The following is a 21,588-nucleotide window of genomic DNA, read 5'->3' on the forward strand; positions in this document are numbered from 1 at the left end:
ATTGGGCGCCTGGCTCCGCATACCTCTGTGGCAACGTGTCATTGCCGCACTTGTCCTTGGCATCATCGTCGGACGCCTGTGGGGGCCGGGGGCAGAAAGCATCAAGATCATCGGCGATGTCTTTGTCGCCTTCATCAAGATGCTGGTGGTGCCGCTGATCTTCTTCAGTCTGGTCGCAGGTGTGGCCAGCATCGGCGATTTGCGCAAACTGGGCTCTGTCGGCTGGCGGGCGATGCTGCTGTTCGTGGTGACAGGGCAGATGTCGGTCTGGCTTGGCCTGGCGCTGGGCACCTTTATCGCGCCGGGCGTGGGGGTTGATACTTCGGCGCTGACGCTTGGCGCAGCGCCTGAACCCACCGAAACCAGCTGGCGCGAAATGGTGTTGGGCATGATCCCGCAAAGCCCTGTGCAGGTGATGGCGGACGTCAACGTGTTGCCGCTGATCGTGTTTTCGCTGCTGATCGGGATCGGCATCCTGATGGCGCGGGAAGAGGGTGAGCCAGCGCTCAAGATCTTCGAGAGCGGTTCTGTGGTGATGCAGAAAGTCACGATGATCGTGATGGAACTGACCCCGTTCGGCGTCTTTGCACTGATGGCATGGGTGGCCGGAACGCTCGGTTTCGATGCGCTCGCCGCGCTCGGCAAGCTTGTGTTCCTGAATTACCTCGGCTGCTTCCTGATCATCGCGCTGATTTACGGCGGCATGATCAAGTTTATCGCCCGGATGCCGGTGATCGGCTTTTTCCGCGGAATGGTCGATGCGATTGCGGTGAGTTATTCGACCGCCAGTTCCAACGCGACGCTGCCTGTCACCCTGCGCTGTGCCGAACGCAATCTGGGCGTGTCGAATTCGGTCGCCAGCTTCATCATCAGCCTGGGCGCGACGGTGAACATGAACGGCACTGCGATGTATCTGGGCCTTGCCACATTGTTCGGGGCGCAAATCTTCGGGGTGGATCTGAGTTGGGGCGATTACGGCATGATCGCGCTGCTTGGCACGCTGGGCGCTGTCGGCGCGGCGGGAATTCCCGGCGCGGGCCTGATCATGATGGCGCTGGTGTTCAGCGCGGTGGATGTGCCGCTTGAAACCATCGCCTTTGTGGCCGGGGTGGACCGGATCATGGACATGATGCGCACCACCACCAATATCACCGGCGATGCTGCGGTGGCGGTGACAGTCGCCAGCATGACGGGCGAACTTGATTCGGCAGAGCTGATCAGCGCCGATGATGTCTAGGCGCGGAAATCAGTCCTTGACGTAGGCGATGGGGACGAACTCGCCCAGAGCACACGCCGCACCGCGTTGCGGCACGCCGCCAACGGTGGTGAGGCTGTAGACGATCTCCTGCCTGCACAGCTGGGGGAAGGACGTTTCATAGGCGATGGCGCGGTCCCACCCCAGGCCCGCGCAGGGGGCTGGCAAGACGCTGCGATAGACCTTTGCAGCGGTCATCTCGAAATCGATCACCCGATCGCTGCGCACCGCGGCCTGCCGGATCTGCGAGGTGTCGATGCAGTTCTGGCCCGGCCCGGTGATCGTCGCTTCCGGCGCTGCAGCAATCGCCGCAGCCGCTCGCGCGGCATCGGCGGCTGGATCGGCCGGAGCGCAGGATGCAGCGGCAAGGGGCAGCGAGGCAAAGGCAAGCGCGCGTGTGATCATGGCAACTCTCCGAAAAGCGAACACGCAGTGTCGGTCATGCGATTGAACCGCACCTTAATCCGGCACAGTCCTCGCTGGTGTGCGACCTTTGGGCGGTTCTGTCACCTTCTTGCGGAAGCTGCACAGATCAGCGACTGTGCACCGCCAGCATTCCGGCGTGCGCGCCTTGCAGACGTAGCGCCCGTGCAGGATCATCCAGTGGTGCGAATCGCGGCGGAAGGGTTGCGGGACGCGCTTCTCCAGCTTGGCCTCAACCTGTTCGGGTGTCTTGCCCTTGGCCATCCCCGTCCGGTTGCCGACGCGAAAGATGTGCGTATCGACCGCAAAGGTTTCCTGCCCGAACCAGCAATTGAGCACGACATTCGCCGTCTTGCGCCCAACTCCCGGCAGCATCACCAGTTCATCGCGGGTATCGGGAACATCGCCGCCGTGCCGTTCAACAAGGATGCGGCTGAGAGCGATCACATTCTTGGCCTTGGAATTGAACAGCCCGATCGTCTTGATGTGCGCCTTCAACCCATCTTCGCCAAGGTCGAGCATCTGTTGCGGTGTTTCGACCACGGCAAACAGCGCCCGGGTCGCCTTGTTCACGCCCACATCGGTTGCCTGCGCACTCAGCGCAACGGCCACGAGCAGCTGATAGGCGTTGCCATATTCAAGCTCAGTCTGGGGCGAGGGGTTATCTTCGGCCAGCCTACGGAAGAATTCGAAAATCTGATTTTTGGTCATGAACGCCCTACAGCCCCAGCACGTCCTGCATGGTGTAGCGGCCCGCATCCTGACCGATAAGCCATTCGGCCGCGCGCACCGCGCCGCGTGCAAAAATCATGCGATTTTCAGCCGAATGGGAAATCGTCAGGCGTTCTTCGCTTCCGGCGAAGATCACACTGTGTTCGCCTGCGACCGTGCCGCCTCGCAGCGCGGCAAAGCCGATCGCGCCGGGCTCGCGGGCTCCCGTCATGCCATGGCGCCCGCTTTCCATGTTGTCGGCCAAACCGATCCCGCGCGCCGAAGCCGCCGCTTCGCCAAGCAATTTGGCAGTGCCCGAAGGCGCATCAACCTTCATCCGGTGGTGCATTTCCAGAATTTCGATATCCCAGTCCGGCCCCAGCCGCGCCGCCGCTTCGTGCACCAGATGCGCCATCAGCGTGACACCCAGAGAAAAGTTGCCCGATTGGAGAACCGGCACCGTCCGCGCGGCATCGTCCAGCATCGCCAAATGATGGTCTTCCAGCCCGGTGGTTCCAATCACGATCGGCGTGCCTGCGTCTTGGGCTGCACGCAATGTAGCCCCAAGCGCATCAGGCGAGGAAAAATCGATCAGCGCGTCGCACTGGCCCGTATGCGGCGCAATGCTGCCACCTGCATCGATACCGACGCACATCGCATGTCCGGCATCGACAATCGCCGTTTCCAGCGCCTGTCCCATCCGGCCTTTGTGCCCAATCACTCCGAATTTGCGCTGTGCCATTGCTTCGCCTCTGCCGATCATGCTTGAAGGCCCCATGGCAGACTTCAAACGCATCGTCATCCTAACCGGCGCAGGCATTTCGGCAGAAAGTGGCATCGATACGTTTCGCGCCGCAGGAGGATTGTGGGAGCAGCACCGGATCGACGATGTCGCAACGCCCGAAGGCTTCGCCCGCAACCCCGATCTGGTCTTGAGTTTCTATGACAAGCGCCGCGCCGCGCTGGCTTCGGCATCGCCCAACCCTGCGCATGTGGCGTTGGCGCGGTTGGAACGTGAATTTGCCGGTGAACTGTTGCTGGTAACGCAGAATGTCGATGATCTTCACGAACGCGGCGGTAGCTTCCGTGTGCTTCACATGCACGGCGAACTGCAATCCGCGCTCTGCACATCGTGCGAAGTGCGCACCCGCTGGCATGACACGATGCGCAATCGCCCGCCGTGCCCGGTGTGTCAGGCGCGCAGCCTCAGGCCGGATATTGTGTGGTTTGGCGAAATGCCTTACGAGATGGGCCGGATCTACTCCGCGCTGGAAAGTTGCGACCTGTTTGTCAGTATCGGCACATCAGGCGCGGTGTATCCAGCAGCAGGCTTCGTTCAGGAGGCCCGCGCTGCAGGCGCATACACGCTGGACTTGAACCTGGAACCCAGCGAAGGGTCCCGCTTGTTTGACGAGAGCCGCCTCGGCCCGGCAAGCCTGCTGGTGCCTGCCTGGGTCGACGACGTGCTCAGTTGCGCGGAGGCATAGGGATCGGGTGTTCAGGCGTCGGCGGATTGGCGCCGCGCTCTTCACTCCATGTCCGCCCATCGTCTGCATCCTGCGCAGGATCGTGATCGAGCGCGCTGGCGTTGTGGGTGCCATGCGCAGCCGCGGCGTCTTCGTGGTGATCCTTGGCTTTCTTGGCGCGCAGCCAGGATACGATAGCGATAACCAACACCGCGCCCAGAGTGAACATCGAAAGGATCATGACAACATTGCCGTTCATCTGCTTTCTCCTCTTCAGACAGGGAAAGACCTGATCGCACGAGCCAATGTTCCGTCGGATGCTGATTGATGGGCCGCACCGTGGCCCGAATCGGTCAGGGTGAGATTCCCGCGTTAGACCGCGACTGAGCCGCAACCCTTGCACATCGCATCCTTCGCAATCCGAATCGTTCGCAGACCGGGCTGAAGCCCGTCCATGATATGAAGCCGCCCCCAGCCCGGATCGCCGAGGCTGCTGCGCCCCTGAAGTAACGCCTTGATCGCCTGAAGCGCAGCAAGGCTGCCAGCCCAACCCGCCATTGCGCCCAGCATCCCGTCATCCGCGCAGGTATCGCAATCTTCGGCATCGAAGGCGTCGCCGACGAAGCAGCGGTAACAGGCCTCGTCAGGTCGATGCCCTGCAAAAGCACCGACCTGCCCCTGAAAGCGCCCCACCGCCGCCGAAAGGAGCGGGATGCCTGCCGCAACGCAGGCATCCGATACCGCCAGCCGCGTGGCGAAGTTGTCTGTCCCATCAAGCACAAGATCGCACCCCGCGATCATCCCGGCGACATTGCCTGCGGTGATGCGCGTATCGGACACGTCGACCATCAGCGTGTCATCGAAGTTTGCCAGCCAACGGCGCGCAGACACAGCCTTGCCGTAGCCGACATCGCGGGTTGTGAAGATCGTTTGGCGCTGAAGGTTCGACACATCGACAACATCGTCATCGATCAGGGTCAACCGGCCAATACCGGCGGCGGCGAGATATTGCAGGGCAGGGCTGCCAATCCCGCCAAGACCCATGATCGCCACTCGCGCTTCTGCCAGCTGCACCTGCCCCGCACCGCCAACCTCGGGCAGAACGATATGGCGCGCAAACCGATCGAGCCGGGCAGGGCTCAGGCTCATGGCTCGTCCTCGGGCAAGCGGCGCTCCCGCTTGAATGCACCGATCCCGTGCCACCAAAGAAAACTGATTACCGCCCCCTTTGTAGGCTGAAGCATGACCAGCAGCATGATCACCGCTACCGGCAGGATGATCGCCAGCGTCAACCATGCCGACAGGCCGTACGTTCCGATCATGGCAATCACGATCGGCGCGAGCAGATGGCCGACAACGAAAATGCCGATATAGGCGGGAAAATCATCCGCCTGCTGCACTGAAAGGTCGAGCCCGCACACGCCGCAATGGTCGTGCGGCTTCAGCCATTTGCGGAACACCGCGCCTTCGCCGCAGCGTGGACAACGGCCACGCGCTCCGCGAAGCAGCGCCGCGATGAAAGAGTCTGGAAGATTGTAGCGCGTGGGATCAGGGGCCATGGTGCGTGCTTTGGCGATTTGCGCTGCGCCTGTCGAGCCGGGTCAGCGGCCCGTAACGGGAAAGTGGCAAATGTCATAAGCAGACCTTACCTGATCTTGGTGTGCTATGACCCACAGCGGGCAAGTAGTTGCTGAACGCAGAACGGCCTTGGCTGAAAAATAACCGCGGGCGCCCGCGCTGTTCGCGCCGGGCCCCGCAGCAAGACGATCGGTCAGCTTTCGAGCTGACGCAGCAGACTGCGCACATCGCCGTCCATGTCGGCATCGCGCTGACGCAGGTCCTCGATCAGGCGCACCGCGTGAATGACCGTGGAATGGTCGCGGCCGCCAAATTTGCGCCCGATCTCGGGATAGCTGCGCGGAGTGAGAACCTTGGACAGATACATCGCCACCTGACGCGGACGCACAACGGCGCGTGCGCGGCGCTTGCTGCTCATCTCGGCACGATCGATGCGGTAGAACTGGCACACTGTGCGCTGGATTTCGTCAATGGTGATCCGCCGGCGATTGGCGGACAGGATATCGGTCAACTGTTCTTCAGCCAGTTGCAGCGATACGTCCTGCCCGGTCAGCTGGGCATAGGCGATCAGCTTGTTCAGACCGCCTACCAGCTCGCGCACGTTGCGCGTGATCGTCCGTGCAAGGAAATCGACCACGTCGTCGGGTACGGTGATCGCGGCAAAGCGAGTGAGCTTCGACACGAGGATCTTCTTTCGCAGCTCGATATCGGCGGGCTGGATGTCTGCGACAAGGCCCATCGACAGGCGCGAAAGCAGGCGCGGCTCTACCCCGTCGAGCGCCTGCGGAGCGCGGTCGGCGGCGAACACCAGCCGCTTGCCTTCAGCGAGCAGCGCATCGATTGTGTAGAGCAGTTCTTCCTGCGCGCTGGCCTTCCCGATGATGAACTGGATATCGTCCACCAGCAGCAGGTCGAAGCTGCGCAGTCGCGCCTTGAACTCGATCGTCTGGCTGGACTTCAACGCCTGGACGAATTCGACCATGAAGCGTTCGGCAGAGCAGTAGAAGATCCGGGCGCGCGGGTGCGTTTGCAGATAGGCATGGCCGATCGCGTGCAGCAGGTGGGTCTTGCCCTGACCTGTCGCCGCCTTGAGATAGAGGGGCGAGAACTGTGGCTGTTCCAACGCTGCCATGCGCTGCGCTGCGTTGCAGGCCAGCACGTTGGCCTCGCCCGTGACGAACGCCGCAAAGGTCAACGAGGGATCAAGCCCCACTGACGATATGAAGGTCGCATCCCCAAGCGCGCCTGCCGCCATCGCGATCGCGCTGGCACCATCATTGGCCGGCCGGCGGCCATCGTCGAGGCGGATGTCAGGCAGCTGGCGGCGGCCGGGATGAACCACGATATTGACCTTGCGCACTTCGCTGCGCGCAATGCTCCAGGCGAGCTGCAGACGATCATGAAAACGGTCGCGTACCCAGTTGGCCGAAAATTCTGTCGGCAGATACAGATCGAGTGCGCCCGATTCGCGGTTCAGCGCGCCAAGTTGGATCGGCTTGATCCACTGGCTGTGCAGCTGGTGTCCCAGATCCTTGCGCAGACCCTGACTGATATCGGACCAGTCGGCAGCGAGATTTACAGCTTCAGAATCTTCCATCAAATGTTCGTCAGCCTGACGGCTACCTGTCCGCGCTTTGTCTGTTCTGTGCACAAGCTCTTCCCCGATTCACACGCTGCCTGTCTGACCCCCCAAGGCCGCAGACTCATCAATATTCGCTTCGACAGGCTATACCTTCCCACGCCCCGGAAATTGCTTTTCCAGGTTCCCCCTGTCGGCTGGTTAGTAAGGCACCCGGGCTGTCCCGCACCGGATGCCTATGATGTAAAGAGCGCCGAGGGCCTTTGCGCAAGCGCGGACTTTTAAAAAAAGTGAAATAATCCTGTTGACTCGACCCTACCCCGCAGAGTTGCGTTGAAGTGTCTGATTCAATTGAATTTAGGTGTTAAAAAGCGTGCGAATCGCGGGGAATCCTGACGTTTGTAGCGCGGACTTTTGTTGCATTTGTCGCAAACGAAACGGGCCGCGCTTTGTGAGCGCGGCCCGTCGGATATTCGGAGGCTTCGTCATCGGCAATCGTACCTAGCGTACGATCATCGATGTGGCAGCGAATCGGATCAGAGCGCGGCGACTCGACGCGTCAGACGTGACATTTTGCGGGCCACGGTGTTCTTGTGCATCACACCGCGCGCAATGCCGCGGGCCATTTCAGGCTGCGCAGCCTTGAGGGCGGCTGTCGCGGCTTCCTTGTCGCCAGCTTCACAGGCCGATTCCACCTTCTTGACGAAGCTGCGAATGCGGCTGATGCGGGCGCCATTGATTTCAGCGCGGTTGGTGTTGCGACGGATGCGCTTCTTGGCTTGCGGCGTATTGGCCATAATTCGTGTCTGTCTCGCGTTTGCTTCGGGCTGCTTCAGGCAGCCGGGAAATGGTTGACGGTTTGCTCGAAAACGGACGAGCGGACTCATGGCCCAACCGCCGGAAAGCAGCGCGCATAGTCAAAGCGGCGCGCAAGGTCAATGATTCCCTCACTTCTGGCACACCGGGCAATACCATGTGCTGCGTCCGCCTTGGGCGATCCGCATGATCGTGCCGCCATCCTCGCGGTGACAGGATTCCCCCGTGCGGCCATACACATCGAAGGAGCTCGCAAAATAGCCCAGTTCGCCATCGGGCCGGGCATAGTCACGCAGGCTTGATCCTCCGTCGCGGATCGATGCTTCGAGCACATCACGAATTGCGGGAACCAGCTTGGAAAGCTGCGGCCCCGTAACCTTGCCCGCCAGCCTGGTGGGCCGGATCTGCGCACGCCACAGCGCCTCGCAGACGTAGATATTGCCAAGCCCTGCAACAATCCGCTGATCGAGCAGCGCAAGCTTGATCGATTGGGTCTTACCCTTGAGCGCGATTTTCAGATGCTTCGCAGTCAGCCCGGGGCCAAGCGGTTCAGGGCCAAGCGCTGCAAATGGCGGCCAGCGTGCCAGGGACTCGCTTGCCACCAAATCGACCGAACCGAAACGGCGCGGGTCGCACAGGGCAAACCGGTGGCGTGCGGTTTCCAGCAACAGGTGATCGTGCGGTTCGGGCCTGTCAGGATCGATCCGCCAGCGACCGCTCATCCCCAGATGGAATATCATCGTCGCGCCGCGATCAAGGTGCATCAGGCCATATTTGGCTCGTCGCGACAGCGATGTCACGGTTGCGCCAGTCATGATCTGCACAAGGTCGCTTGGGAAAGGGCGACGCAGATCGGCGCGGTTCAGCACCACCCGCGTGATCCGCTCACCTTCGAGGAACCTTGTAAGGCCGCGGACAGTTGTTTCGACTTCTGGGAGCTCAGGCATTTGAGTCTCCTCTAACACTCTTTGCCTCGGCGGCAATTGGCTCTAGGGAACGCGGCATGAATGATACCAGCGATGACACCGTCTCCTTTGGCTACACCCAGGTCACGCCGCAGGAAAAAACCCGCAAGGTCGGGGAGGTCTTCTCCAGCGTCGCAAGCAAATACGACATCATGAATGATGCGATGTCGGGGGGAATGCACCGTTTATGGAAGGATCGCTTCGTCAAGCGGGTGAAGCCGCAACCGGGCGAACAGATCCTCGATATGGCGGGCGGCACGGGCGACATCGCGTTTCGCATGGCGGCCCGCGGCGCGCATATCACGGTGGCCGACATCAATCAGGACATGCTGGACGTGGGGGCAGAACGCGCATTGGAACGCGGCGCCGATGCGGACGACGGTAGCCTTGTTTTTACCTGCCAGAACGCAGAGCAGGTCAGCTTTGCTTCGGGCACCTTCGATGCCTACACCATTGCCTTCGGTATTCGCAATGTGACCCATATTGACCGCGCGCTGGCCGAAGCCATGCGTGTGCTGCGGCCCGGAGGACGGTTCTTCTGCCTCGAATTCTCGACGGTGGAATGGTCGGGTTTGAAGGAGGCCTACGACCTCTATTCTGAACATCTGCTTCCGCGCATGGGCCAGGCGATCGCGGGGGATGCGGATTCTTATCGCTACCTTGCCGAATCAATCCGCAAGTTTCCGCCAATGCCTGCCTTTGAACAGATGATTCGCACTGCAGGCTTTGCCAATACCAAGGTCGAACCGATCATGGGCGGGCTTGTGGCGATCCATTCCGGCTGGAAGATCTAGCCGCGTGGCATCTTCTGCTGTTCATTTGGTGCGCCTTGCGCGCTGGGGCGTTACGCTTGCGCGGCGCCGTGCGCTGGTGGGGGTCGAAAACGATCCGAACGCTCCAGCGGCGCTACGCCAGTTGGTCCGGGTGGCGCGGCTCGCCGCCCTGACCAGCAAGAAGGGGCCGCGCGATTATGCTGATGCCTTTCGTGCGATCGGGCCCGCCGCGATCAAGCTTGGCCAAAGCCTTGCGACGCGGCCGGATCTGGTCGGCGACGATGCCGCCAACAATCTTCTCAGCCTGCAGGACAGCCTTCCGCCTGTTCCTTTCGCCCAGATCAAGGCCGCGATAGAATCAAGCTTTGGCCAGCCAATCGAAAAGATGTTTGCCGAGATTGACCCCGATCCGGTTGGTGCAGCCTCGATTGCGCAGGTTCACAAAGGTGTCACCACCTGTGGCCGCAAGGTCGCCATCAAAGTGCTGCGCCCTGGTATCCGGGAAAAATTCGCCCGCGACATCACCACCTATGAATGGGCTGCCGCGCATGTTGAGGCGATGGGCGGCGAAGCAAGCCGGCTGCGACCGCGGCTGACGATCGCCAATTTCAAGCGCTGGACCAACTCCGAACTCGACCTGCGGCGCGAAGCGGCTTCTGCTAGCGAACTTGCCGAACAGATGGCGGGCGTTCCGGGATATCGCATTCCAGCGGTGGACTGGGATCGCACCAATGGCCGCGTGATGACGATCGAATGGATCGATGGCATCAAGATCAGCCGGATCGACGAATTGCAGGCGCGCGGACACAATCTTCCTGCGCTGGCCGAAAAACTCGTCATCAGCTTTTTAACCCAAGCGATCAGTGCCGGGTTCTTTCATGCCGACATGCATCAGGGCAACCTGTTCGTGGAAGACGATGGGACCATCGTGGCGATCGATTTCGGCATCATGGGGCGGATCGATCTGCGGGCGCGGCAATGGCTGGCGGAGATACTCTACGGCCTGACCACGGGCAATTACCAACGTGTCGCCGAAATCCATTTCGAAGCGCAGTACGTGCCGAGCTATCACTCGGTCGGCGAATTTGCCACTGCGCTGCGTGCGGTGGGCGAACCGATGCGCGGAAAGCCGGTGAAGGAACTCAGCGTCGGCCAGATGCTCGATGGATTGTTCGCCATCACCCGCGATTTCGACATGCAGACCCAGCCGCATCTGCTGCTGCTGCAAAAGACGATGGTGATGGTCGAAGGCATCGCTACGCAGCTTAACCCCGATATCAACATGTGGGACACAGCGGCACCTTATGTGCGCAGTTGGATACGTGACGAGCTGGGGCCAGAGGCCGCACTGGCTGAACGGATCAAGCAGGATACCGAAACGCTGCTGCGTCTGCCAGGACTTATCCGGCGGTTGGAAGAAAAATACCCCCCCAAAGGCGGCGCGCCCGAAACTCCGCCGCTTCCCGATATCAAACTGATTACTGATAAGCGCGAAGGCCGCGGCTGGTTTGGCTATGCGGTTGCAATTGCCGCCGGTGCGGTCGGCGTTTGGGGGGCGACAGCGCTCGGCTGGATCGGATGAGCCCTCACTCTGCCCGCCTGCCGGGCGGTGTGGCGTTGCTTGATCGCTGGGAGGCGCTGGGGCGTCCGTTTCGTGTGCTGCCACGCGGGGCCGCGCGCGTCATTCTGGTTGTTCTTGCGGCGCTGATGGTATGGAGCGCGATTGCCGCTGCGCCAGTCGATCAGGCCGAACGGCAGCGCATTACAGCCAAGGCCGTTCATACACAGCCGGGCAAGGCAAAGGGCGATCTTGCGCTGTATTCGCGGATTGCCGCGCGCGTATCTGCGGGGGAGGGGTACTATCCCGCCGCAATGGACGAACAACGCGCAAGCAATTACCCAACGCGTCCGTTTGTTGCAGTCCGGCAGCCCTCCTTGGCTTGGTTGCAGGCGCTGATCGGGGTCGGCGGCGTGCGCTTTGCAGAGATGGGTCTGGTGATCGCGTGTCTGTGGGCAGCGAACCTGCGACTGGCTGCGCTGGTTTCAACCCCGGAACGGTTGGCCGCGCTGGTTCTGCTCGCGTTGGGGGGCGCGGCCGTGATTGTGCCACTGGCCGGATTGATCCACGAATTGTGGGCGGGATTGTGGCTGACGCTGGCCTTGCTTGTCTATCGCCCCGATCGCTGGTGGCCTGCATTGTTCGCAGCGGCGATGGCGCTGGCAGTGCGTGAGCTGGCGGTTCCGTTCGTGCTGCTGTGGCTGGTGTTTGCGGTGGTGGCGCGGCGCTGGCGCGAGGCGGCAGGGGTTGCAGGCGTGTTGGCTGTCTTCGCGGTCGGAATGGCGCTGCACTACATGGCGGTGGAAGCAGGGCGTCTGCCGGGCGACCCGGCTTCGCAAGGCTGGAATGCGTTCGCCGGATTTGGATTGCCCCTGATGGCGGTGTCGCGGCTGACAGGCCTTGCGCTGCTGCCGATGGCACTGGCTGCGCCGCTCGCAATTCTGCCGCAGGTTGGTTGGGTTGGGCTGGGCGGTCGGTTTGGGCTGTTTGCTGCCCTGTGGTTTGCCGGGCTGTTCACGATGGTCGCGCTGTTTGCGCGGCCCGAGAATTTCTATTGGGCGCAATTGGTGCTGCCAGCGTATGGGATCGGCCTGGCATTTGCACCGCGCAGCCTGTTTGATCTTTGGCAGAGCGCCGCGGGCCGGGTATCAAGGCAAACTTAACCAAACTTTGCGATGGGTGGCCGATGCATTATGGCGGGCATCCGGCAGGCAGGCGCGAGAGGCAGAAAGCAACATGACCACACAGGAGGCGAAAGCGGGCCTTCATCCTCGCATCCTGCTGGTCGTGGGCGGCGGAATCGCGGCTTACAAGGCTTGCGAGTTGGTACGGCTGATTCGCAAGGGCGGGGGCGATGTAACCTGTGTCGTCACCAAGGGCGGCCAGCAGTTCGTTACACCGCTGACGCTCGCCGCGTTGAGCGAAAATCAGGTGTATACCAGTCTGTTTGATCTCAGGAACGAGGTTGAGATGGGCCACATCCAGCTTTCCCGCGAAGCCGATCTGGTGGTGGTGTGTCCGGCGACGGCGGATCTGCTCGCCAAGATGGCGGCGGGTATTGCCGATGATCTGGCGACCACGCTGATACTTGCGACCGACAAACCGGTGATGGCCGTGCCTGCGATGAATGTGCGCATGTGGGAGCACGAAGCGACCCAGCGCAACATTGCGCTGCTCAAGGCGGCCGGCGTCAATGTTCTGCATCCCGATGAAGGGCCGATGGCTTGCGGTGAATTCGGGTATGGCCGGTTGCCCGAACCCGAAGCGATCTGGCAGGCCATCGCGGCGCACTTCGGGATGGATGTGCCCGAACCGCAGCACCGTGAACCCCAGCTCCTTGAAGCGCCAGCGCGCCAACTTGCCGCTCCGCCCATCCCGGTGGAAGCGCTGGAGCCCGAAGAAGAGGATGATGGGAGCGCGGCTATGCCCGCGGGGGGTCTTGGCGGATTTCTGTCGCGTATCATCCCGCGTTCGACCGCCAAGCGCACCCACGACGAGATCGAAGCCGAATACGAAGAGCTGCCAGAACCAGACAATAGCAACGTGGGTGACAAAGAGGGCGAAACCTATGCCGCGCCCGATGAGCCTGCACCCGAATTTGCGCCAGATTTCGGCGGGCCGTTGCTGGCGCGCAAAGGCAAGGCAAGCGCCGCGCCGCCCATTGATGCCGGTGCGATCAATCACCAAGTTGACCCGCGCAAATCCGCGCCCGAAGTCTTCGCGCCCCAAGTGCCGGATGAAATTGAGGCGGATCTGGGCGAGGTGGCCGAAGGCGCTCAATTCGGAATGGCGGCATCGTATCGTCCGCTGGCCGGTCGCCACGTGCTGGTCACGGCCGGGCCGACATGGGAGCCGCTTGATCCCGTGCGTTATATCGCCAACCGGTCAAGCGGAAAGCAGGGCTTTGCCATTGCAGCCGCTGCAGCGGCGCTTGGTGCGCGCGTGACACTGGTTGCAGGCCCCGTCGCGCTCAAGACTCCGGCAGGTGTCCGGCGGATCGATGTCGAAAGCGCCCGTGACATGGCCGAGGCGGTGAAGCGCGCGCTTCCCGCTGATGTGGCTGTGATGGTGGCCGCAGTGGCCGATTGGCGGCCCAAGGAATACCGCGGCGAAAAGATCAAGAAGCGCGGCGATGCTCCGCCTGCGCTGATGCTTACGGAAAATCCCGACATCCTGACCAATGTCGCAGGCGGACCCAAGCGCCCGGCGCTGGTGATTGGTTTTGCCGCCGAGACTGACAATGTGCTCGAAAATGCCAGGCAGAAACGCAAGCGCAAGAGCGCGGACTGGATCGTTGCCAATGATGTCAGCGGACCCAGCGGCCAAAGCGTGATGGGCGGCGATCGGAACCGGGTCACGATTGTAACAGGCGAAGGGATCGAAGTGCTCGACGACATGCCCAAAAGCGCCGTGGCAATGGCGCTTGCCGAACGGATCGCTGCGGTGTTTCAGGCGGAGGATGCGCAGTGAGCATTTCGGTTGCTCTGCAACGCCTGCCTCACGGTGCAGGCCTGCCATTACCCGCCTATGCCACCAGTGGCGCGGCCGGAATGGATGTCGTCAGCGCAGAGGATGTCACGCTGGCACCGGGCGGCCGCCACGCGGTCGCAACCGGTCTGGCGATGGCGATACCCCAAGGCTACGAAATTCAGGTGCGCCCGCGATCGGGACTGGCGCTGAAGCATGGCATCACCGTCCCCAATACGCCCGGCACGATCGACAGCGACTATCGCGGGGAGCTGAAGGTGATCCTTATCAACCATGGCACCGATCCGTTCGTGGTGCAGCGCGGCGACCGCGTGGCGCAGCTTGTGCTTGCTCCGGTGGTCCAGGCAACATGGGACGAGGTGGCGGAACTGGATGCAACGTCGAGGGGTACAGGCGGCTTTGGTTCGACAGGCGGTCACGCCCGACTGTAAGCGCTCGGCAGATGTCATCTGAGAGACGCACAAAAAAAGGCGGCGCGATCCCCTGCGCCGCCTTCTCTTTTTCCCGTCCAAGGGTCTCTTGAACGCCGTCCTACACCATCAATCGGTAGGGCGCACGGTATTTTCGCCATCATCGCGGATTGTGATCCGCACGGTTTCACCCGAACTGCCGGGAAAATCGGTGAAAATGGCGTCGACCAGATTCGGAACCAGGCGTGGCAGGCGGTTCGAACGCGAAACGGCTTCGGCCTTGCCTTCGAACAGGCGCTGTCCATCAGCCCTGCGGTCGATCTTCAGATCAATGGCGCTGGTATAGACGGTGAAGCTTCGCACGTTCGGGCCGCCGAAGAACGGATCATTAAAGCCGTAACCCCATGCGCCAAAGCCGCCGCCCCAGCCGCCCCAACGGCCCCAGGGGCCAAAGCCGGCTGCGCCGTTGAAATCGGTCCGCACCCGCTCGCGCCCATTATCGACTGTGTAGTCGAACCGTACCAGCATATCGGCCGCTTCGGGCGTAGCCGCGCGCGTGTAACCGAGTTGGGTCATTTCAGCCGCCACGCTGTTGGCGTAGGTGGCAAATTCAAGACCGCCTGCCAACCTGGGGTCTTCGGCCACGACAGCAAAGGTCTGGCCCTGGGGTGCGGGCAGAGGAACGGCAAAGCGCGATACATCGGCCTTGAAAGGCGTGGCGCAAGCCGACAGTCCGATCACAAGCGCCAGCGGGAACGCAACGCGGCTTAGCGACTTCAGAGGCGACACAGGAGACAACATCATACAATCCTTGTCTGGTTGATGGCGCAGCATTCGCCGCGACGTTTACCCTGCGCAACATATTGCATTAGCATGAACGGGGATTGAATATTCACCGATTTCATGCCTCGTTTCAACGCAAAATGGCTTGTCAGTGCCGTACGAGGCCCAAAGCCCGGTAAGCCGCGGTCAGGGTCGGCGCACCGCGTTCACGGGCCTTCGCCGCGCCGCGTGCGAGGATCGCGTCGAGCGCCTCGGTATCGTCCTTCAACGCGACGAAGCGATCGCGAATCGGGCAGAGCTTTTCCACCAAAAGATCAGCCAGTGCAGGCTTGAAAGCGCCAAAGCCCTGTCCGCCGAATTCGCGCAGCACTTCGGCCTGTGTCTGGCCGGCGAGAGCAGCGTAGATGCCGACAAGATTCTTGGCTTCGGGCCGGTTGGCCAGCCCGGCTTCTTCGGAGGGCAGGGCTTCCGGATCGGTTTTTGCCTTCTTCACCTTTTGCGCCATGGTGTCGGCATCATCGGAAAGATTGATACGGCTCATGTCGCTGGGGTCGGACTTGCTCATCTTGGCGCTGCCATCGCGCAAGCTCATGATCCGCGCAGCTTCCTTGGGGATGATCGGATCGGGCAGGGTGAAGATCGGCGCGTCTTCGGTGCCGAAGTCGTTGTTGAACTTCTGCGCGATGTCGCGGGCCAGTTCCAGATGCTGTTTCTGATCTTCGCCCACAGGCACGTGCGTCGCCTGATACAACAGCACGTCGGCGGCTTGCAGCACGGGGTAGGTGAACAGCGCGACCGACTGGCCTTCGCGGTTCTTGCCCGCCTTGTCCTTCCACTGTGTCATGCGATTGAGCCACCCCATGCGCGCCGTGCCGTTGAGCAGCCACTGCATTTCGGGGTGGAGCGGGACTTGGGCCTGATTGAACAGGATCGCCTTGTCGGGATCAAGCCCGCAAGCCACCAGCGTCGCCACCAGTTCCAGCGTCGAGGATCGCAGTTCGGCCGGATCATGCGTCATCGACAGGGCATGAAGATCGGCGATGAAAATCAGACATTCGCCGCCGGCGGCATAGGCGTCATCCTGCAATGCGACATAATTGCGGATCGCGCCAAGATAATTGCCAAGATGGGGTTTGCCCGTGGGCTGGATGCCGGAGACGACGCGCATGTTTGATCCTGATTGCCTAACTGGTCCGGCGCATTAGGCGCTGGATCGTCGCCTTGTCGAGAACTCCGAGCACGACGGTGCTTATGCCATATGTCACCAAGCTGACTGCAAGGATTGCACCGATCACCATCAGCCGTGTGGCAAAGGCTCCGTCAAGCCACGGTGCGATGAAGCGCATCAATCCGAAAAGCGCTGCGCCCATCACCGCCGACGCAAGCACAATGCGTCCGATCCGCCCGAGCACGCGAGCGGGGAGGCGGAAGTATCCGCGCCGTGCCAGAACCGCGCCCAGCAACGCGATATTGACCCAAGCGCCTACCGCGCCGGCCAGCGCAAGGCCAACCACGCCCAGCGTCGGCACCAGCGCAAAGTTCAACGCCACAGTCACCGTCAGCGAAGCGGCGGCGGTGTAGACAGGGGTGCGGGTGTCCTTGCGCGCAAAGAAATTGGGCGTCAGCACTTTGACCAGCACATAGGCGGGCAATCCCACGACGAGGGCCGATGTGACCATCCCCGTGACGCGGGCATCTTCTGCCGTGAAAGCCTGCCCCTCCATGAAGGTTTTGACAAAGGCAAAGCCGGTGATGAATAGCGCCACGGCGCAGGGCAGTGTCAGCAGCATCGCCAGCTCGATCGCATTGGCTTGCAGACGAACGGCCTCATCATCCTCGGATTTGGAGATGTAGCGCGACAAGGCAGGCAGAATGGCCGTGCCCAGTGCAATGCCGATAATGCCGAGCGGTAGCTGGTTCCAGCGGTCCGCCATCGCCATGTAGGTCAGGCTTCCGTCTGGCAGAACGCGGATAAAGGCCAGATCGATGAAGCGGCTGATCTGATACACGCCGGCCCCAAAAATAGCGGGTACGATCAGCACGCCCATTTCCTTGACGCGGGCTGTAACCTTGGGGGCGGCGCGAGGGATACGGAAGCCTGCGCGGCGCATGAACCAGTATAGCCACAGCAATTGCAGCAGGCCGCTAACCGACACCGCGATGGCAAGGCCGACCCCGGTTGCGGCGCGGGTTGCTTCACCCCCCGGCTGGAACGCACCCCAGATCAATGCGGTCAACAAACAGATATTGAGAAGGATCGGAGCCGCTGCTGCTGCGGCAAACCGAGACAGCGAATTCAGGATCGCTGCCACCAGCGTCGCCAGGCTCATGAACATCAGATAGGGAAAGGCGATCCGCCCCATCGTCACTGCCAGATCATATGTGGCCGTGTCAGCGCGCAGGTCTTCGTTGGCAAAAGCCCACAAGACCCACGGCATCGCCAGCATCATGACTGCGCCGAATGCAACCAGGATCGGCAGAAGCACCGCCAGAACTTCACCTGCAAACCGTTTTGCCGCGTGCTCATCTTCGGCCATGTGGCGATTGAACAGCGGCACGAAGGCCGAAGCAAAGGCACCTTCGGCAAACAGGCGCCGGAACAGGTTGGGCAGCTGGAAGGCCAGCTGCCACGCATCTGCGACGCCCCCTGCGCCCAGAACCCGGGCAAGCAGGATGTCGCGGGCAAACCCGAACACCCGGCTCACCAGCGTCAGACCGCCGATGGTCCCGACATTTCTGAGAAGGCTCATTCCCGAGCGCCCCTGCTGGACGTAGGAATCAGGCGTTGCCTGTTACAGGATCGATCGGCTTGCCACCCGCGGCTTCTTCGGCCCGGCGGGCGGAAAGCTGCTGCGCGTAGATCCCATTGAAATCGACCGGATCAACCATCAGCGGTGGGAAGCCGGCATCGCGCACCGCGCTTGCCACGACGCTGCGGGCAAACGGGAACAGAAGGCGGGGCGCTTCGGCGTAAAGGAAGGCGTGGGCCTGATCTTCGGCCACGTTGCGCATACCCACCAGCCCGCAATAGGCCAGGTCGACAATGTACATCGTGCCGCGCTGCGACGTAGCCGTCAGCGTCAGCTTCAGCGTCACTTCATGCATATCGGGCGCAATGGCATCCGCCCCGATGTTGAACTGAACATCGACCTGCGGCGGTTCGGGCCATTGGAACACATCAGGTGCGCTGGGGTTTTCGACCGACAGATCCTTCACATATTGCGTGACGATCCCGACGGCGGGTGATGTGTCAACGCCGTTGGGCTGCGGCCCGGTGGCACCGGTGTTGTCAAGATTGGTAAGGACGCCTTCTTCGTCGGCCATGATGCGCTTGTCTTTCAATAAAGGTAACAGGGCGTGCGCCGCTTGCACGTGCGGCGTGCAAGGTTCGCTTCGCCGTGCGCCTAGCAGGGGTGCGGCCCGGTCGCAACTGCAGGCCAACGTCATCGCGGGTTGCGAAGATTCACCCCGCGCTGCAACCTATTGGGCGTTGGCGAATTGTAATCGATACCCACATAAGGCAGTGTTGGCGTCCTTGGGCCTGGTTGATGCGTCCTTTGACCCTGTCCTGTACGAAGATCGGAATTGTTGCTGTGCTCGAAATCGTTGTCCTTGCCATGGTTGCCGCCTTTCTCGGCCTGCGCCTGTATTCGGTGCTGGGGCGCCGTGCGGAACAAGAAGAAGAATCGGTGCCGCAGCGCTTTGAAGCGGACGGTAAGCCTGCGGGTATCCGCCCCGCGGCCATGCCAACCCCGGTGGCGCAGACGCGTCCTGCCGAACTTGAAGGCGTAATGCCCGCAGTCGAACGCGGCCTCCGCGAAATCGCCGCAGCGGACTCCAGCTTCAATCTCGGACAGTTTCTCGATGGCGCGCGTGGCGCTTACCGCATGATCCTTGAAGCGTTCTGGAAAGGCGATCGGGATACCTTGCGCGAACTGTGCGATGATGACGTCTATGCCGGTTTTATTGCCGCGATCGACGCCCGCGAACAGGCAGGCGAGACAATGGAAAACAAGTTGATCCGTGTCGAAGAAACCCGGGTTCACTCTGCGTCGCTTGACGGCCGGACAGCCCGCATCGCAATGTTGTTCGTAGCTGACATTGCCGCGGTTACACGTGACAAGGATGGCACGGTGATTGCCGGGTCGCTTGATGACGCAATCGAAAGCCGCGATGTATGGACGTTCTCACGCAATGTCGCGGCGCGTGATCCGAACTGGGTGCTCGACGAAACCGACGAAGGATGATGGCGCGGCCTGCGCCCGTTTCCTGAAAGATCCGATATGCGGCGATGGCTTGGCCTTGTGATGGTGTTGGCACTGGGGGCATGCGGGCGCGTGGTTCCGCAAGCCAGTGTTCCGCCCCCGACAGGGGTTACGCCCCCGCCGGTATCCGCACCCGTTACCCTTGCCGCCAATGCAGTGTTGAGCGGCGTAGCGATCGGCCCGGCCGTCGCGTCGCTGGCGCTGGCTGACGCCGACGCACGTAGCGCCCTTTCAAGCTTTATCGAATCATGCCCGCGGGTGCTGTCGCGCGACGACACCAGCGGGCTGACGCGGCGTGAAGATTGGCGAGTGCCTTGCGATGCCGCACGCGCATATCCGGTAGCGCAGGCGCGCACGTTCTTTGCCGAGCACTTCTCTCCCGTTCAGATCGGTGATGGCCGCGCCTTTGCAACCGGTTATTTTGAACCTGAAATAGCCGGAAGCCGCACGCGCCGGCCGGGTTTTGATGTCCCGGTCTATGCCATGCCCGCCGATCTGGTGCGGGCCTGGCCTGACACCGTCCCCTTATCCGAACGCAGCGGGCGCCCTCCGCTGGGCCGCTATGACGAAAGCGGACGGTTCGTGCTGTATCATGATCGTGCCGCGATTGAGCGAGGCGCCTTGGCGGGCAAGGCGCCGGTCATCGCCTGGGCAGCTGACCCGGTGGAATTCTTCTTCCTTCAGATACAGGGGTCTGGGCGGTTGCGGTCCCCTGAAGGTGAGGTAATCCGTATTGGCTATGCCGGGCAGAACGGGCGCGAATATGTCGGCATCGGGGGCGTAATGCGCGAACGCGGCCTGCTGGGTGATGGGCCGGGCAAATATTCGGGATCGATGCAGGGGATCATGGCTTATATCCGCGAAAATCCGCGCGATGGCCGCGATCTGATGCGCCTCAACAAAAGCTGGATATTTTTTACCGAACTGAAAGGCGACGGGCCGCTCGGTGCGCTTGGCGTGCCGGTGCGGCGCGAGAATTCAGTCGCGGCCGATCCGGCTTTCGTGCCGCTGGGCGCGCCGGTCTGGCTTCAGCTTGATCGGCCGGAAGCCAATGGGCTGTGGATCGCGCAGGATACCGGCGGCGCGATCAAGGGTGCGAACCGGTTTGATACCTTTTGGGGTGCGGGCGAAGATGCGCGCCGCATTGCAGGTGGTATGAGCGGGCGTGGCCGGGCCTATGTCCTGCTTCCCCGCGCATCGGCCCAGCGTCTGGGCGCGGTGCCACGATGAAGGCACCAAGAGGCCTGTCAACTGGTGAGCAGGCGGCTTGGGCGCATCTGGCTTCAAGCGTGAGACCGCTTCCCGGCAAGACCCGTCCTGCGCCGCCCGCAATCAATCCAGCCTCGCCTTCATCCCAGCCAGCATTGGTTCGCACGGTTGCTGCAACGCCTATAGCAGAGCCGCGATCACGCAAGATCGCTGCAGCGCCGCCCGTTGCGCCGCCGCCGAGCACGCCGGGGCTCGATTCCCACTGGGACCGCCGGGTGAAGGCGGGGAGGCTCGATCCTGACCTCACGCTTGATCTTCACGGACACACGCTCGACACGGCGTATGACCGGATCATGGCCGGGCTGGATCAGGCGCGCATGATGGGCGCACGTGTGGTATTGGTGGTGGCAGGACGCGAACGTCCGGTCGATCCGGCAGACCGCATGACAAAACGCGGGGCGATCCGTGCCAAGATGCTCGATTGGCTCGCCGCGAGCCGTCATTCCGACGCGATCAGTGCCGTGCGCCGCGCCCACATCCGTCACGGTGGGGAAGGCGCGCTGTACCTGATTTTGAAACGGCGCTGATCAGCAAACCGCGTTGCTGGCGAACCACCTAAATATAAATGGCAACCTGGCCGGAGCCCTTGAGAGGAAATATTTCGTTTTATCAAAAGGCCAGTGGCGGAGACGGAGGGATTCGAACCCTCGGTACCCTGATAGAGTACGGTTCCTTAGCAGGGAACTGGTTTCAGCCACTCACCCACGTCTCCGGGCAACAGCGAGGCTGTGAAGGCGGGCCTATAGTCG

General features: G+C 61.9%; 23 protein-coding genes and 1 tRNA gene. 10 read left to right on the forward strand and 14 right to left on the reverse strand.

Going from position 1 to position 21,588, the window contains the following annotated elements:
• Position 1: 1 nt before the first annotated feature.
• On the forward strand, positions 2 to 1,237 hold the full coding sequence (locus tag SJY33_RS14290) for a dicarboxylate/amino acid:cation symporter (RefSeq protein WP_379923448.1): 1,236 nt from the start codon (positions 2 to 4) through the stop codon (positions 1,235 to 1,237).
• Positions 1,238 to 1,246: 9 nt separating this feature from the next.
• Here SJY33_RS14290 and SJY33_RS14295 read toward each other — a convergent pair whose 3' ends face one another.
• From SJY33_RS14295 to dapB, 3 genes are read right to left on the reverse strand one after another with little or no spacing between them, the layout of a single operon-like run.
• Positions 1,247 to 1,660: a hypothetical protein gene (locus tag SJY33_RS14295; RefSeq protein WP_379923449.1), complete on the reverse strand. Its 414-nt coding sequence runs from the start codon at positions 1,658 to 1,660 to the stop codon at positions 1,247 to 1,249.
• A gap of 54 nt (positions 1,661 to 1,714) precedes the next feature.
• Entirely contained in the window at positions 1,715 to 2,389 is a 675-nt protein-coding gene (gene nth / locus SJY33_RS14300) for an endonuclease III (RefSeq protein WP_379923450.1), read from the reverse strand.
• Between the two features lie 7 nt (positions 2,390 to 2,396).
• Positions 2,397 to 3,152 (reverse strand): 4-hydroxy-tetrahydrodipicolinate reductase, encoded by a 756-nt coding sequence (dapB, locus tag SJY33_RS14305; protein ID WP_379923451.1) that lies wholly within the window; start codon positions 3,150 to 3,152, stop codon positions 2,397 to 2,399.
• Positions 3,153 to 3,165: 13 nt separating this feature from the next.
• Here dapB and SJY33_RS14310 point away from each other — a divergent pair, with 13 nt between their 5' ends.
• The gene (locus tag SJY33_RS14310) at positions 3,166 to 3,876 is read left to right on the forward strand and encodes an NAD-dependent deacylase (protein WP_379923452.1); all 711 of its coding nucleotides are present in this window, start codon (positions 3,166 to 3,168) and stop codon (positions 3,874 to 3,876) included.
• Here the strand turns inward: SJY33_RS14310 and SJY33_RS14315 are convergent.
• From SJY33_RS14315 to mutM, 6 genes are all read right to left on the reverse strand, one after another.
• Complete coding sequence (locus tag SJY33_RS14315; RefSeq protein ID WP_379923453.1) at positions 3,857 to 4,114, reverse strand: hypothetical protein; 258 nt, start codon at positions 4,112 to 4,114, stop codon at positions 3,857 to 3,859. The two genes, SJY33_RS14310 and SJY33_RS14315, sit on opposite strands and share 20 nt — an antisense overlap.
• A 113-nt stretch (positions 4,115 to 4,227) precedes the next feature.
• Positions 4,228 to 5,004: a HesA/MoeB/ThiF family protein gene (locus tag SJY33_RS14320; protein ID WP_379923454.1), complete on the reverse strand. Its 777-nt coding sequence runs from the start codon at positions 5,002 to 5,004 to the stop codon at positions 4,228 to 4,230.
• Positions 5,001 to 5,414 (reverse strand): DUF983 domain-containing protein, encoded by a 414-nt coding sequence (locus SJY33_RS14325; protein ID WP_379923455.1) that lies wholly within the window; start codon positions 5,412 to 5,414, stop codon positions 5,001 to 5,003. Before SJY33_RS14325 ends, SJY33_RS14320 begins: the two co-directional genes overlap by 4 nt.
• 212 nt (positions 5,415 to 5,626) lie before the next feature.
• Positions 5,627 to 7,030: a chromosomal replication initiator protein DnaA gene (gene dnaA / locus SJY33_RS14330; protein ID WP_379923456.1), complete on the reverse strand. Its 1,404-nt coding sequence runs from the start codon at positions 7,028 to 7,030 to the stop codon at positions 5,627 to 5,629.
• Between the two features lie 518 nt (positions 7,031 to 7,548).
• Entirely contained in the window at positions 7,549 to 7,809 is a 261-nt protein-coding gene (gene rpsT, locus SJY33_RS14335; RefSeq protein WP_379923457.1) for a 30S ribosomal protein S20, read from the reverse strand.
• Between the two features lie 150 nt (positions 7,810 to 7,959).
• Positions 7,960 to 8,775, reverse strand: coding sequence for a bifunctional DNA-formamidopyrimidine glycosylase/DNA-(apurinic or apyrimidinic site) lyase (mutM, locus tag SJY33_RS14340; protein ID WP_379923458.1), 816 nt, complete (start codon positions 8,773 to 8,775; stop codon positions 7,960 to 7,962).
• 56 nt (positions 8,776 to 8,831) lie between these two features.
• Here mutM and SJY33_RS14345 point away from each other — a divergent pair, with 56 nt between their 5' ends.
• The 5 genes from SJY33_RS14345 (at position 8,832) to dut (ending at position 14,543) form a co-directional block, all read left to right on the forward strand.
• On the forward strand, positions 8,832 to 9,587 hold the full coding sequence (locus tag SJY33_RS14345) for a class I SAM-dependent methyltransferase (RefSeq protein WP_379923459.1): 756 nt from the start codon (positions 8,832 to 8,834) through the stop codon (positions 9,585 to 9,587).
• 4 nt (positions 9,588 to 9,591) lie between these two features.
• Complete coding sequence (gene ubiB, locus SJY33_RS14350; RefSeq protein ID WP_379923460.1) at positions 9,592 to 11,148, forward strand: 2-polyprenylphenol 6-hydroxylase; 1,557 nt, start codon at positions 9,592 to 9,594, stop codon at positions 11,146 to 11,148.
• Positions 11,145 to 12,287: a hypothetical protein gene (locus SJY33_RS14355; protein ID WP_379923461.1), complete on the forward strand. Its 1,143-nt coding sequence runs from the start codon at positions 11,145 to 11,147 to the stop codon at positions 12,285 to 12,287. Before ubiB ends, SJY33_RS14355 begins: the two co-directional genes overlap by 4 nt.
• Before the next feature lie 73 nt (positions 12,288 to 12,360).
• On the forward strand, positions 12,361 to 14,094 hold the full coding sequence (locus tag SJY33_RS14360; protein ID WP_379923462.1) for a phosphopantothenoylcysteine decarboxylase: 1,734 nt from the start codon (positions 12,361 to 12,363) through the stop codon (positions 14,092 to 14,094).
• On the forward strand, positions 14,091 to 14,543 hold the full coding sequence (gene dut, locus SJY33_RS14365) for a dUTP diphosphatase (RefSeq protein ID WP_379923463.1): 453 nt from the start codon (positions 14,091 to 14,093) through the stop codon (positions 14,541 to 14,543). The genes SJY33_RS14360 and dut overlap by 4 nt, the downstream gene beginning before the upstream one ends.
• A 108-nt stretch (positions 14,544 to 14,651) precedes the next feature.
• Here dut and SJY33_RS14370 read toward each other — a convergent pair whose 3' ends face one another.
• From SJY33_RS14370 to secB, 4 genes are all read right to left on the reverse strand, one after another.
• Positions 14,652 to 15,323, reverse strand: coding sequence for a DUF4136 domain-containing protein (locus tag SJY33_RS14370; protein ID WP_379923604.1), 672 nt, complete (start codon positions 15,321 to 15,323; stop codon positions 14,652 to 14,654).
• Positions 15,324 to 15,453: 130 nt separating this feature from the next.
• Entirely contained in the window at positions 15,454 to 16,473 is a 1,020-nt protein-coding gene (gene trpS / locus SJY33_RS14375) for a tryptophan--tRNA ligase (RefSeq protein ID WP_379923464.1), read from the reverse strand.
• Between the two features lie 16 nt (positions 16,474 to 16,489).
• Positions 16,490 to 18,055: a murein biosynthesis integral membrane protein MurJ gene (gene murJ / locus SJY33_RS14380; protein WP_379923465.1), complete on the reverse strand. Its 1,566-nt coding sequence runs from the start codon at positions 18,053 to 18,055 to the stop codon at positions 16,490 to 16,492.
• Positions 18,056 to 18,083: 28 nt separating this feature from the next.
• Positions 18,084 to 18,629, reverse strand: coding sequence for a protein-export chaperone SecB (secB, locus tag SJY33_RS14385; protein WP_379923466.1), 546 nt, complete (start codon positions 18,627 to 18,629; stop codon positions 18,084 to 18,086).
• A 224-nt stretch (positions 18,630 to 18,853) separates the two neighbouring features.
• On the opposite strand from secB, the gene SJY33_RS14390 reads away from it, so the two are divergent.
• Genes SJY33_RS14390 through SJY33_RS14400 form a run of 3 tightly spaced genes read left to right on the forward strand, consistent with a single transcriptional unit; the run spans position 18,854 to position 21,366 of the window.
• Positions 18,854 to 19,552: a Tim44/TimA family putative adaptor protein gene (locus SJY33_RS14390; RefSeq protein WP_379923467.1), complete on the forward strand. Its 699-nt coding sequence runs from the start codon at positions 18,854 to 18,856 to the stop codon at positions 19,550 to 19,552.
• A 36-nt stretch (positions 19,553 to 19,588) separates the two neighbouring features.
• Positions 19,589 to 20,800 (forward strand): murein transglycosylase A, encoded by a 1,212-nt coding sequence (locus SJY33_RS14395; protein ID WP_379923468.1) that lies wholly within the window; start codon positions 19,589 to 19,591, stop codon positions 20,798 to 20,800.
• Positions 20,801 to 20,859: 59 nt separating this feature from the next.
• Positions 20,860 to 21,366 (forward strand): Smr/MutS family protein, encoded by a 507-nt coding sequence (locus SJY33_RS14400; protein WP_379923469.1) that lies wholly within the window; start codon positions 20,860 to 20,862, stop codon positions 21,364 to 21,366.
• A 94-nt stretch (positions 21,367 to 21,460) separates the two neighbouring features.
• Here the strand turns inward: SJY33_RS14400 and SJY33_RS14405 are convergent.
• Positions 21,461 to 21,551, reverse strand: a tRNA-Ser gene (locus SJY33_RS14405).
• Positions 21,552 to 21,588 lie beyond the last annotated feature (37 nt).

The sequence above is a fragment of the Erythrobacter sp. R86502 genome (assembly GCF_042466465.1).
Lineage (GTDB): Bacteria > Pseudomonadota > Alphaproteobacteria > Sphingomonadales > Sphingomonadaceae > Erythrobacter.